Annotated in this window: 12 protein-coding genes and 2 pseudogenes; 13 read left to right on the top strand and 1 reads right to left on the bottom strand. The window is 44.0% G+C overall.

Going from position 1 to position 13,291, the window contains the following annotated elements; genetic code table 11:
- The first annotated feature begins 241 nt into the window (after positions 1–241).
- The 13 genes and pseudogenes from J2T16_RS17050 to J2T16_RS16990 all read left to right on the top strand — a co-directional run bounded on the left by J2T16_RS17050 (position 242) and on the right by J2T16_RS16990 (position 9,994).
- A complete protein-coding gene (locus tag J2T16_RS17050; RefSeq protein WP_336120884.1) occupies positions 242–880 on the top strand; it encodes a 5-formyltetrahydrofolate cyclo-ligase in 639 nt (212 codons plus the stop codon).
- Between the two features lie 15 nt (positions 881–895).
- Positions 896–1,399, top strand: coding sequence for a cyclic pyranopterin monophosphate synthase MoaC (gene moaC, locus J2T16_RS17045; RefSeq protein WP_276326730.1), 504 nt, complete (start codon positions 896–898; stop codon positions 1,397–1,399).
- Positions 1,400–1,436: 37 nt separating this feature from the next.
- Positions 1,437–1,922, top strand: coding sequence for a MogA/MoaB family molybdenum cofactor biosynthesis protein (locus tag J2T16_RS17040; protein WP_017690080.1), 486 nt, complete (start codon positions 1,437–1,439; stop codon positions 1,920–1,922).
- 150 nt (positions 1,923–2,072) lie between these two features.
- Complete coding sequence (locus J2T16_RS17035) at positions 2,073–2,321, top strand: twin-arginine translocase TatA/TatE family subunit (RefSeq protein WP_221787852.1); 249 nt, start codon at positions 2,073–2,075, stop codon at positions 2,319–2,321.
- Positions 2,322–2,399: 78 nt separating this feature from the next.
- Positions 2,400–3,182, top strand: coding sequence for a twin-arginine translocase subunit TatC (tatC, locus tag J2T16_RS17030; RefSeq protein ID WP_336120883.1), 783 nt, complete (start codon positions 2,400–2,402; stop codon positions 3,180–3,182).
- A gap of 495 nt (positions 3,183–3,677) precedes the next feature.
- Positions 3,678–3,959 carry a co-chaperone GroES gene (gene groES, locus J2T16_RS17025; protein WP_090918205.1) on the top strand — a complete coding sequence of 94 codons (282 nt, stop codon included), beginning with the start codon at positions 3,678–3,680 and terminating at the stop codon, positions 3,957–3,959.
- A 74-nt stretch (positions 3,960–4,033) separates the two neighbouring features.
- Positions 4,034–5,665 (top strand): chaperonin GroEL, encoded by a 1,632-nt coding sequence (gene groL / locus J2T16_RS17020; protein ID WP_090918203.1) that lies wholly within the window; start codon positions 4,034–4,036, stop codon positions 5,663–5,665.
- Between the two features lie 916 nt (positions 5,666–6,581).
- Positions 6,582–7,712, top strand: a complete 1,131-nt coding sequence (locus J2T16_RS17015; protein WP_499018830.1) for a TIGR02391 family protein — start codon at positions 6,582–6,584, stop codon at positions 7,710–7,712.
- A gap of 149 nt (positions 7,713–7,861) precedes the next feature.
- Positions 7,862–8,045 (top strand): annotated as a pseudogene (locus J2T16_RS17010) (GMP synthase (glutamine-hydrolyzing)); the annotation flags it as partial.
- Between the two features lie 106 nt (positions 8,046–8,151).
- A pseudogene (groEL, locus tag J2T16_RS17005) lies at positions 8,152–8,371 on the top strand (chaperonin GroEL); the annotation flags it as partial.
- A gap of 120 nt (positions 8,372–8,491) precedes the next feature.
- Complete coding sequence (locus J2T16_RS17000) at positions 8,492–9,235, top strand: hypothetical protein (protein WP_154958531.1); 744 nt, start codon at positions 8,492–8,494, stop codon at positions 9,233–9,235.
- A 101-nt stretch (positions 9,236–9,336) separates the two neighbouring features.
- A complete protein-coding gene (locus J2T16_RS16995) occupies positions 9,337–9,573 on the top strand; it encodes a hypothetical protein (RefSeq protein ID WP_154958530.1) in 237 nt (78 codons plus the stop codon).
- Between the two features lie 70 nt (positions 9,574–9,643).
- Entirely contained in the window at positions 9,644–9,994 is a 351-nt protein-coding gene (locus J2T16_RS16990; protein ID WP_336120882.1) for a hypothetical protein, read from the top strand.
- A 108-nt stretch (positions 9,995–10,102) separates the two neighbouring features.
- On the opposite strand, the gene lacZ is transcribed toward J2T16_RS16990, so the two are convergent.
- Positions 10,103–13,243: a beta-galactosidase, LacZ type gene (gene lacZ / locus J2T16_RS16985; RefSeq protein ID WP_499018825.1), complete on the bottom strand. Its 3,141-nt coding sequence runs from the start codon at positions 13,241–13,243 to the stop codon at positions 10,103–10,105.
- Positions 13,244–13,291: the final 48 nt, after the last annotated feature.

The raw sequence follows: 13,291 nt of genomic DNA, 5'->3' as shown, positions 1-13,291 counted from the left end.
CACTTACTTCTCAGTTTACATGAAAAACAGAGCAAATGCACCGATTGGGAACGGCTCCAGCTTGTAGTCTTTTTGGTCAATCAGTGATAAACTGAAAGAAGGCATGTTATACCATGACGATTTTGCAGAAAATGAATCATTTGAAACCTGATCATCCAGATGACATCTTGTCTTAACATATAAGTGCAATGGCTTGAATTTATTTATTACCTTCCACATCAACAGGAGGTTCGTCAGCATTATGCAGGATCATGCGGAACAGAAGAAGCAGCTTCGCTCCCGGCTTAGACAGCTACGCGATCGTTTGGACGAGCAGATGCGTCAGCAAGCCAGCATGCGAATGAATGACGGACTGAAGCGTGAACTGGATCGTCTGCGGCTAAACAAGAACAGGCAAAAGCGTGAGACGCTGGTTATTTTCAGCTACCTGTCTTATGGCAGTGAGGCTTCCACCGATTTTCTTTTTGAAGAGGGTTGGAAACAAGGGGATGTGTTGCTAGCGCCCAAAGTGCTCGCTGATCCGCCACGAATGGAACTGCGGCGAGTGACGAGCCGGGAGGATATTGAACCAGGCGTTTGGGGCATACCTGAACCTAAGGCGTCTTGTGAAGTGTTGCAACCCGAAGATTGGCCGGCTTTGGATCTGGTGCTGGTACCCGGACTGGGTTACGACCTTCAAGGAGGACGTATCGGATACGGTGGTGGTTATTACGACCGGTTTGCGGCGTGTCTTGAGAACCATTGTGCTAAGCAAGGTAAAAGACCTCTCATGGCTGCTTTGGTATTACCTGGCCAGTTGGAGCCTGACATTCCGATGGACCCTCTAGATCTGCGGCTGGATCTGTTGATAACACCCGAAGGTATATTACATATCGAATAAAGGGTTGTGATGTGATTGAACTCAGAAGTAAACCAAGGTCAATCTTCCAGTGGGAAGCTGACTCATTTTAATGAACAGGGACGAGCCCGGATGGTGGATATTTCGGGTAAGGATGTAACGGTACGTACCGCTGTTGCTGTAACGAAAGTCACGATGAACCCGGAGACACTGGAAGCCATTCGCCAAGGCCGTATTGGAAAAGGCGATGTGCTCGCGGTTGCTCAGATTGCTGGTATCCAAGGGGCGAAAAAAACGTCTGATTGGATTCCGATGTGTCATCCGCTTGCACTGAATGGTGTGGATATTCGTTTTCATGATAACGGCGTGGACGAACTCCATATCGAAGCAACCGTCAAGACAGAAGGCAAAACAGGTGTCGAGATGGAGGCACTCACGGCTGCCTCGGCTGCGGCACTTACGGTCTATGACATGTGCAAGGCGATGCAAAAAGATATGATCATCGGCCCGACAATGCTGCAGTCCAAGAGCGGCGGTAAAAACGGTGATTTCAACCGATAACGGATAATTATTTTCATAGAGGAGAAGGGTGATCTTTATGGTGTGGAGAACAGCAATCCTGACAGCCAGTGACAAAGGGGCCCGTGGAGAACGTGAGGATACAAGTGCGCAGGTGATACGGGAACTTGTAGAAGAAGAACTGGGTGGTCAGATCGTGGAGTATCGGATCGTTCCGGATGAGCCTGATGAGATTATTGCGGCATTAATCGAGATGACCGATTATTTTCACGCCGATCTCGTACTAACAACGGGTGGAACGGAGCTGGCCATTCGGGATATTACGCCTGAAGCGACCAGACGAGTGATTGAACGTGAAGTTCCCGGCATGGCGGAAGCGATGAGATATAGTGTGATGAGCAAAAATCGCTCTGCGATGTTGTTCCGCGGGGTATGCGGGATTCGCGGACGCACATTGATTGTGAATCTGCCGGGTACGCCGAAGGGTGTGCACGAACATCTGGCAGCGATTATGGATCAGCTTCCGGAAGCGCTCTTGATGGTTACGGGTCAATTCAAGCAATAAGGAAAATAAATTACAGTTATAACATTTTACGGGTTATGTAAGTGATTACATCTGTGGTATGATGGGCATAAATCCAAATGCGTTAGGATATCTGATGAACATGACTTCGGATATGTACGTGTTGAACGCTTGAAACAAGGAGGAAGAAGTATGCTAGGACCTATTGGGCCAACTGGTATTATTTTATTAGTTGTGGTTGCATTGCTGTTGTTTGGGCCTAACAAGTTGCCGGAATTGGGACGGGCTGTCGGGCGTACGTTCCGCGAGTTCAAGGAAGGCGCACGTGATATTATTTCGGACGATGATGCTTCCAGCCGGAAAGAGCAGGAAAAAGCGAAACCGGTAGCAGCTGATACAACGGCCGCTGAGAAACCTGTGGATAAACGCCTGCCGGAATAAGTTTCATGGCTATGAGAGAGACCCCTTCCTGCCGGAAGGGTTTTGTATTTTAAAGCTGAAATTCCAGGGGAGGCAGGCATGACGCGGCAAAATGAAGAAATGACGCTTACCGAACATCTGAGTGAGCTGCGCAAGCGGCTGATCTATGTATTGAGCATTTTTATTCTGGGACTGATTGCAGGTTTTTTCGTGGCAGACCCGGTTTATCAGTATTTGACGAAGGCAGAGACGGCCAAGGGCTTCGTACTGCATGCGTTCTCGTTCTGGGACGGTATCGGGATTTATATGAAGATTGCCGGGCTCTTTTCCATTATTATCACGTTGCCTTTTACGGTGTACCAGCTCTGGAAGTTTGTGAGTCCTGGTCTGCGGCCACAAGAACGTAAGGCATCTCTGAAGTATGTGCCTTATGTATTTCTACTATTTCTGGTGGGAGTCGCTTTTTCGTATTATGTTGTTTTTCCAATGGCGCTTGCGTTCACAACCACGATTACGGAGAAAATGGGACTTGTCGAGACTTATGGTATGAAGCAGTACTTCAGTTTCCTGTTTGGCATTGTATTGCCAGTGTCACTGCTGTTTGAGTTGCCACTGCTGATTATGTTCCTGACAGGGCTACGCATTCTGAATCCGATTCGTCTGCGTAAAATGCGCAAAATTTCTTATTTCGTGCTGATTTTTATTGCAGTGGTCATTACACCTCCAGACTTAATATCTGATCTGCTTGTCATGATTCCGTTGTTGCTCTTGTATGAGATCAGTGTGTTTCTATCCGCCATTGTGTATCGCAAGCAACTTGCAGCCGATCAGGAGATTGAAGCTCGTTATGTGCGGTCCGAGGACAACCAGCATACAGGGTAGAGAATTCTATAGTTTATGTATTTAGAGTAAGAATGCTGCCTGTATCAAAAATGAGGTGCGGGTGGAGGATGAATCTACTCGCCTGAAGACCCGGAGAAGACGATTTGTTCTGATCCGGGTCTTCTGGTTCGATTGGAAGATGAGAAGAGATCTGGACATGCAGGCATATTATACGGGACGATGGATACAATGGAAAAGGGGATACGGGGTGAAGTTTGCATCTAAGGCAACGAATCTCGTAAAATAGAAGGCATGAATGTAACATTCATCCAGCTGTACCAGGCGTGATTTGGCTTATTGGATATAAGTGGTCAAGCTGTATGGATGTAAATTCAACGTAAATTCTCGCAAGAATTCATCAAAAAGACTTGAAATCATGCTTCAAGTTGAGTATCATAAAGTTGGTTGTTAGCACTGAACACTGTCGAGTGCTAATACATATGGCTGCAACCTACAAATGCAAGGCTATATAATTTTAAAAGGAGGCTATTTTTCATGATCAGACCTTTAGGTGAACGCGTATTGGTAGAACCACTGGAGCAAGAACAAACGACTTCTTTCGGGATCGTACTTCCGGACTCCGCCAAAGAAAAACCGCAAGAGGGTAAAATCATTGCAGTTGGTGCGGGTGCATTGAAAGACGGCGTACGTGTAGCTCTGGAAGTGAAAGAAGGAGACCGCGTTATTTTCTCCAAATATGCCGGTACAGAAATCAAATTCGAAGGTAAAGAATATTTGATTATGAAAGAGAGCGACATTCACGCGATTCTCGACTAATTTCAAATTTTAATCGGTTAACCGAACCATATAGCAGTACCATTTTACACAATATACTAGGGAGGTTTTCTTAAATGGCTAAAGACATTAAATTCAGTGAAGACGCTCGTCGCTCCATGCTTCGTGGTGTGGATGCATTGGCTAACGCAGTGAAAGTAACGCTCGGACCAAAAGGCCGTAACGTGGTTCTGGAGAAAAAATTCGGAAGCCCGCTCATCACAAATGACGGTGTGACGATTGCAAAAGAGATCGAACTGGAAGATGCATTCGAGAACATGGGTGCACAACTGGTTAAAGAAGTTGCAACGAAAACAAACGATGTTGCCGGTGACGGTACAACAACTGCGACAGTACTTGCTCAAGCCCTGATCACAGAAGGTTTGAAAAACGTAACTGCAGGCGCTAGCCCAATCGGTATCCGTAAAGGGATCGACAAAGCGGTTAAAGCTGCGGTTGCTGAACTGCAATCCATCTCCAAACCGGTTGAGACTAAACAATCCATCGCACAAGTAGCGGCAATCTCTGCAGCTGACGAAGAAGTAGGCGAACTGATCGCTGAAGCTATGGAAAAAGTGGGTAAAGACGGCGTAATCACCGTTGAAGAATCCCGTGGATTCGCAACGGAGCTTGAAGTGGTAGAAGGTATGCAATTCGACCGCGGATACATCTCTCCATACATGATCACAGATACGGACAAAATGGAAGCAGTTCTCGACAACCCGTACATCTTGATCACAGACAAAAAAATCTCCAGCACGCAAGACATCCTGCCATTGCTTGAGAAAATCGTTCAACAAGGCAAACCGCTCGTATTGATCGCTGAAGATATCGAAGGCGAAGCACTGGCGATGCTGGTTGTGAACAAACTGCGTGGTACATTCAATGCTGTAGCGGTTAAAGCTCCAGGATTCGGTGACCGTCGTAAAGCAATGTTGCAAGATATCGCTGCCCTGACTGGTGGCCAAGTAATTACGGAAGAACTGGGTCTGGACCTGAAATCCGCAGTTGTGGAACAATTGGGTACAGCTCGTCAAATCCGTGTTACGAAAGAAAACACAATCATCGTTGACGGTGCTGGTAACAAATCCGATATCGATGCTCGTGTTAGCCAAATTCGTACACAATTGGAAGAAACCACTTCCGAGTTCGACAAAGAGAAACTGCAAGAGCGTCTGGCTAAATTGTCCGGCGGTGTAGCAGTAATCAAAGTCGGTGCGGCTACTGAAACTGAATTGAAAGAACGCAAACTGCGTATCGAAGATGCTCTGAACGCAACTCGCGCTGCGGTTGAAGAAGGTATCGTATCCGGTGGTGGTACTGCGCTTCTGAACGTATATCATGCTGTTGCTGGTGTAGCATTGTCCGGCGACGAGCAAACAGGTGTTAACATCGTACTGAAAGCTCTGGAAGCGCCAATCCGCACAATCGCGGCTAACGCTGGTGAAGAAGGTTCCGTAATCGTGGAACGTCTGAAAAAAGAGCAAGTTGGCGTAGGTTTCAACGCTGCAACTGGCGAGTGGGTTAACATGATCGAAGCAGGTATCGTTGACCCTGCGAAAGTAACACGTTATGCACTGCAAAACGCGGCTTCCGTAGCAGCAATGTTCCTGACTACTGAAGCGGTTATCGCTGACAAGCCAGAACCGGCAGGCGCTGCTGGCGCTCCTGACATGGGCGGCATGGGCGGAATGGGCGGCATGATGTAAGGTTATTGACCTTATCTCATGTGTCTAGCAGAGCAAATTTTCGATCAATTTGATGTAAGATTTGTGAAGCAGTCACTGTTACAAAATATAACTGAACCAATGACCACTTCTTAGTTTCTATTAAGGAGTGGTTTTTGCGTTGCTAAAGTTTGCTTTTCAGGACTTCTTGGATGATTGTAAGTTTTAAAAACACGATAAAGTAAAAAATGACGCAACAAAAAAAACCAAGATGAGCTAATAGATATGTTTTATAGATCAATGTCTCAATGAAATTATGGGTGCACTGGATTTTTAAGAGGACGAAAGAATTTCTACTTATTGAATTGAATTCTACATTAAAGTAAAGGCTCTTAACCACCTATCAGTGACTCAGGAGCCTTTTTTTAGGGGGGGAACTTGGCGGTAAAGGTCCACTACTGGCTTGGCAGTAGGACCTGTCACCCCAAAGAAAGGAGGCGAACAACTACTCTAAAGATGAAAATGTAGCGATTTTCCCAATTTCTTATTTATAAGTGAGATTCGAAAGATACTGTCAGAGTAATGCTGTCAGTGTTTTTTTGCGCATAAATGATTAACAAAGCAAGTTATATAACTTGATACAATTAAAGTTACTTACTCCGTGGTCTTACTAAGGCACTTCTTTAATATTGATATGGATAAGTTAGAAGGTTACAATTGATGAACAAGAGCACCTCTAGAATACGTATGTTACTTTTAAAGTACGTATTCTTATGAGCCATATTAATCAAATTAGTACTTGTGGCATCTTTTAATGCGTAACGATAGAGAAAAACGTGAATAGAAATGCTCAGGAGTTTCGTCAATGGGAGTAGACAACAGTGTAATCACCATCACGTCAAAGATTCAATGCTATATTAGGAATTAATAATTTGATTTTAATGCAGAGGTGATAATCATGGAATTGAGGATACACATACAAAAAGAACTGTGGGATTCTATAGAAAAGAACTATCATAATGAGAGCTATTCAAGTGCAATCCTAGATGCTATTCATTTACTTACGGAGACAATCAGAAATAAAACTGGTCTTGAAGGGGATGGCTCCAGCTTGATTGGCCAGGCGTTTGGCGGTAATCCTCCTATGATTCAACTTAACAAGATGCAGACTGAGTCAGAGAAAAATGTACAAAAAGGAATGGTTGACTTACTGCGAGGAGTGTATACCACATTCAGGAACCCTCGAAGTCATGATAAGCACAGTGATGATAAAAGTGATGCTGATGCCATAATTCTCTTTCTTGACTACTTGTTAAAAGTAATTGATAACTCTAAGATTCAATTTGAATTAACAATGTTTTTAGATAGAGTATTCGATAAACACTTTGTATGTAAGCCTGAGTACTCTGACTTGCTAACTGATGAAATACCGAAAAGGCAGAGAACTAATGTTGCAATAGAGGTTATTTTGCGAAGAAAGAATGAAAATGCAATTTTGCCCAACTTACGCTTTTTCATGTACACATTAATACAAAAGATGGAAGATGGTGAAATTAGACAAGTATACAACGTTATTAGTGATGAATTAAAGTACACAAGTGAATTTAATGATATTCAAACAATTTTACATATCGCTCCCGCTAAATATTGGAATTTAATTAACAAGGCAGTGAGAATTAGGATTGAGAACATGTTGTTTGAAGATGCAAAATCAGGCTATTACAATATTGTAGACGAGAATTGCAAAAAAGGAGCACTTAGCACGTGGATTGAACCAGAGCATTTTAGATGGTTTGAAGAGAATGCTGGGTGGTCTTACATGATAGTTGAGAAGTTGCAAAGTACGGAGGAGTACGAGAGGGCTTATATAGAAAAATTTCTTTGGGATAAGTTTTGTATTGCTAATAAGGATGAGATGGGTGACGCACTTAAATATTATTTTATCAAAGGATTTCATAAGAAAGAATCGATAATTTTAGGAAAGTTAAGAGACAAGATACAATATAATAAGAATCATCCTTGGTGGAAGGTATTCGAAGATCAGTTAAGCGAAACACCTGAGATACAATATGTTGATTTACCGTTCTAATCATACTATGTGAACGGCAATTTTTTCTGGTACACTGTTTAAAGAAAGATAACCTAGCCATCATAAGTTGAAATTTTTCGCTTTACCCGCTACAACCAATAGACAAAAAAATAGAGCTATATATGAATAGTGATTAAGCTCTAGAGAGTACGTATCCCAATACTTTAAGTATTCGTACCGTAACATCCTTCGATGGTATGACCGCTTACTTGGCGCGTATCCTTTGAGATGTGCTGGAGAAAATTTCTGAAAATCGTTAATGAAGTCGATAACGTTAACTGTATCATCTACAACGTAACTTTCAGACCATCTGCAATTGTTCACTGGGAATAACATTCATTATTTAAATGAAACAATCATTCTTTATACTTTGCAAGTAAGCCTTCATAAATGAAGTGATAATTATATATTAATTTAATATAGTAAGAGTGCCAAATCTGTGGAACGTCTGAAAAAAGAGCAAGTTGGCGTAGTTTAAAACGCAGCTACTGGCGAGTGGGTTAACATGATCGAAGCAGGTATCGTTGACCCTGCAAAAGTAACTCGTTCTGCAACTGCAAAACGCGACTTTCATAGTAGCAATGTTCGTGACAACTGAAGCAGTTATCGCTTACAAGCCAGAACCTGCTGACGCTCCTAACTTGGGGAATATGATGTAATAAAGGTTTAAAATACCAACTTATGTATTTCTAAAAATATATAAGTTTACAATATTATTTAGAGTAGTTCTCATAGAAAAATTCTGAGAGGTCTACTTAAATTTTTTGGGAGGATTTCTCATGTCTATGGAAAAGTTTTATGAAGATCGTGTAGTAGCATTTATTGATATTCTTGGTTTTAGAGAGCATGTGAAACAAACGTTACATAATTCTAGTCATGCTAGAAATCTTCAACGAGTCCTGGAATTTATTTCAAAATTAAAACATGATAATGACGAGGGTATATTAGCACAAAAGGAACTTGGAAAAGAAGTGTCAGTATTCTCTGACTCGATTGTGATCTCTTATCCTCTAAGTTTGGAATCAGCAAGTTTTTACTTGCTACTAGACATCAGCCACCTTCAGTTAGAAATGATGGGATTGGGCATTTTAATGAGAGGCGGGGTTACAATTGGCGAACTCTTTCACAACGACAATATCGTATACGGTCCTGCAATGATTGAAGCTTATGAACTTGAGAGCAAGATGGCAATCTATCCGCGTGTTATTGTCAATCCAATGGTTTTAGAGGAGGGCATCAAGAAGGCTGTTCACGATCTGGAAGATGAGCTTGAACATTTATTAGGTCTTTTGGAAATAGATGAGGATCATCAGTTATTTATTGATTATATGTTCCAATGGCAAGAAATTGACGATGAGTCTGCTTATTTTAATGCACTGGATCTAACAAGATCGATAATTGAAAACCAATTACAGTCTTTAAAAAATCCTGGTGTGTTACTTAAATATAACTGGTTAAAACGTTACTATAATAAGACTTTAGATAAATTAGACACACAGTACACAGAAGGCAGATATCTCTAATATAGCACTGTACAGTTGTTAGAGCTATGGCTCCCTCTTGAAAAGATGTATGAAGACGCATTGGGTGAAAAATAATTACAACCGAGTAAGGAGGGACAGCGATGAGAAAAAGTACAAAATGGGTATTATGGATTCTAGGTTTCATATTGGCCGGGATCTTTGTCAATTTCTATATGAATCAATTTAGTTTTGCTTATGCGTTGATTGCTGTGCTGCTCATGTTCTTTACAGGTTGGGGCTTCTTGGCTAAGCTGAAAAATGACGTTCATCAGCATGAAGAATATCACAAAAGAATGCACGAGTCAGCGGAAGAGGATATAGATCGTTACACGAGATAATCTGCAGGGTGTTTCAATGTTTCTATCACCACTTCCGATATTGGTTAAATACCAATTAGGAGGGGATAGGGTGAAGATGAAACGAATGAAATTATCGCTGGTGTTAGCTATTGTATTAATGTTCACTATGCTGACCGCCTGTGGTGCGGATGACATCAAACATGAGAAGAGTGCGCATTGGGACGTATCCTTGCAGCGTTCAACAGGTTCATACGGGATTGTTTACATAGGAGATGAGAGTACTGTCAAAGATTTCGTCTACAATATCAAAGGACCAAATTTTGAGCGGTGGGGACGGGCACTCGCCAAACAACCGACACCGGTTACCGAGTCCGGTGCATTAAATCCGGTGGATAACAAAGAGCCCATTACGTTTAACATTAGCTGGAATGACAAAAGTGAGAGTGTAACGTTTGAGTAGTTAATAATCTCCATCACAAAAATCCCTGCCAGCATCATGCTAACAGGGATTTTTGGTGTTTGTTACGAGGATGGAACCTAAGAAATTAAGCTAAATGGAGCGGGAGCTCTATACAGGCTTTACCGTAAACGTGAAGTGATACGGACGGTTCGCTTGCAGCGTGTACTCTGGGTGCGTACGTGCACTCCAGCTGTCGTCACCGCCAACACCCATCTGCATGTAGTTAATGCGGGCGATGGTATGTGAGCTTACTGGCAACTTATAGACGTGGTCGTTCGCTTCCAGTTCTTCAGGCGACCATGGCAGTGCATTGATTTCAAACGGCGCATTAGCTTCAAAATGCAACCCGATGCTGCCCTTTGCAGCATCTTGGCCTACAGCCGATGTAATCTCAGCAAAACGGACATCCGTTTTGTTACCACATTCCTGTGGTTTCAGGTAAGGAACAAACTGATCACGAACGGCTCCGGTGTAATAGCCAAGGCGTGCACTGGTCAGACGGTCGATATAGTTGTCATGCGGCCCTCTACCATACCATGAGATCGTATCCAGACTGTCTTTTAATTCAAACAGCATACCGAACTCAGGAAGTTCAGGCAGACCTGCACCGGAGACGAGGGTTTGACTGATTTCAAGCTCGCTATTCGGTTTGATGTGATAGGTGATGGACAGCGTACTTCCCGGGCTGGCATCCCACGTATAATCTGTTGTCACATGACAGCCCTGCGCATCCGTATGATGTTCAAAACGAATCAACTTGTTCGTCGCATGAGCATCACGCCAGAAAGCGGCACGTTCATTCAGTTTGTTACCCAGATCGTTATCGGTCATCGCACGCCAGAAGTTCGCACGAGCGGGTGCCAGTAATTGCTCCTGAGAGTTAATCTGATAGGAAGTAAGTGCGCCAGTAACCGAACTGAAGCTTATGGAGACTTCACCCGCATTCACTTTCAATCCGCCATCTTGCAGTTCCTCCACTTGAAGCGCGTCACTTGCTCCCGCAACAGGTTGCTGAATTGCACGCAGACGAGGAGATACGACGAATTGCTCCCAACCAATCTCATGTCCTGCTTCTGCCCACTTCGTAGCTTTCTTGGTTTCCAGAGAGACAGTAAGAACAGCTTCTGTGTACAGGTCGGAAGATGGTGTGTAAGGGATATGGACTTCAACGGATTCGCCAGGCTGTGCAGCAATGTCCAGATGCCCTTTTTCCACAGATACTCCGTTATGGGACAACGTCCAGGCGAGTGCATATTCGTTCAGGTCTGTGAACAGGAAATGATTCGTGATGCGAACCAGTCCGGTTTGCAGATTGAGCGCCTGCATGCGAACGTTCTGATAACATTTTTTCACTTCTTCGAGCTTCGGCGTAACCGTTTTATCTGCCAAAATCAGTCCGTTACCGCAGAAGTTGCCGTCATGCGGAGACTCGCCAAAATCTCCACCGTAAGCGAGATATTCTATACCGTCTGCTGTCTTGGTACGAATGGATTGATCCACCCAATCCCAGATAAATGCCCCTTGTAAAATCTCATATTTATCAAACATTTCCCAGTACAGGTGCAGACCGCCGCAGGAGTTGCCCATCGCATGGCTATATTCACAGATGATATAAGGTTTTTTATCCCCTTTCATGCGTGCATACTGTTCGATATCGTTCGGGCTGATATACATCGTGGATTCAATATCACTTGCCGAATCGGTAGGGCGGTAGTGATAAGTTCCTTCATAATGAACGAGTCTTGTTGGGTCGGCTTGTTTCAGATAGTCGTACATGGCGATAAAGTTATCGCCGCCAAACGATTCATTACCAAGCGACCAGATGATGATGGACGCATGGTTTTTGTCCCGCTGGAACATGGAGTTACAGCGATCGATGACGTTGTCGCGCCATTCCGGCTTGCTTGCCGGGATGTTGTCGTCGTTCATTTCTTTTTGCCCATAGTACCAGGTACCATGTGTCTCCAGATTCGTCTCGTCAATCACATACAGTCCGTATTCGTCACACAGCTCATACCAGAGCGTCTGGTTTGGATAGTGCGATGTGCGCACGGCATTAACGTTATAGGCTTTCATCAGCTCGATATCACGAATCATATCCTCACGGCCGATGGCCCGTCCTGAATCTGGCGAGAATTCGTGGCGATTGACACCCTTGAACACGATGCGTTTGCCGTTAATTTTCATCAAGCCGTCCTTGATCTCAAATCTGCGGAATCCGACACGGGTACGAACAGCCTCGACCGTTTCGCCCAAAGTATTCTGGATGGAAAGTACCAATGTGTACAGGTTAGGCGTTTCAGCACTCCACAAGAGCGGGTTCACAACTGGAGTAGAGAGGTGTAACGTTATTTCTTCTTCATTGGCAAAAGAAACTTCTGCCGCGAGCGGCTGATCCAAAACAAGCTTCTGCTCCGCATCATAGAGCTGCGCTTGAACCGTCAAGCCTTCCACTTGCTGTCCAGCATTATGATTGTACAGTTTCACATCCAACTGCAGTTCTGCATTCTGCAAAGCATCATCGAGTTCCGTCCGAACGAAGAAATCAGCGATCTGAACCGGCGAAGGCGAGTGCAGATATACGCCGCGGAAAATACCGCTAAGTCGCCAGAAATCTTGATTCTCCAGCCAGCTTGCATCACACCAGCGATAAACCTCAACCGCCAGCTTGTTCTCACCTTCTGTTAAATATGCCGTGATATCAAACTCCGCAGGTGTGAAGGTATCCTCACTGTACCCAACAAGTTCTCCATTCACCCACACATAAAAGGCAGATTCAACGCCTTCAAAGTGCAACAGGACCGGACGATCTTTCCAGTCCGCAGGAACTGTAAACGTGCGAATATAGGAACCGACAGGGTTATAGGTTGCTGGTGCAAAGGGTGGTTTTAACTCAGGCTCGCGCTCCACCCAAGGATAAGTCATGTTCGTATAGTGAGGGTAATCATAGCCTTGAAGCTGCCAGTTGGATGGGACAGCGATCTCATCCCAATTGCTAGCGTCATAACCGGCTTCGTAAAAAGAGACAATGCGCTGTTCTGGCGTTTCAGCAAAGCTGAACTTCCATGAACCATTTAGCGTCTGGTACCAAGGGGACGAAGTAAATTCATTGGACAAGGCTTCTTCTATTGTTGGAAACGCTACCATATTAGCATGGGCCGGCAGACGATTCACCTGAAACGTCTCGGGATTGTTGTTCCATTCCGGATATCCGTTAGCCGGAGGGGTGTGCACAAGTTTCGTTCGCATATCAGCAACTCCTTTGATCATGTTATAATATATTCACAGTATAGAATT

The sequence above is a fragment of the Paenibacillus intestini genome (assembly GCF_030803945.1).
Lineage (GTDB): Bacteria > Bacillota > Bacilli > Paenibacillales > Paenibacillaceae > Paenibacillus > Paenibacillus polysaccharolyticus.
Note: the sequence above shows the minus strand (reverse complement) of the source record. Positions and strands in the feature narration are given on the sequence as shown.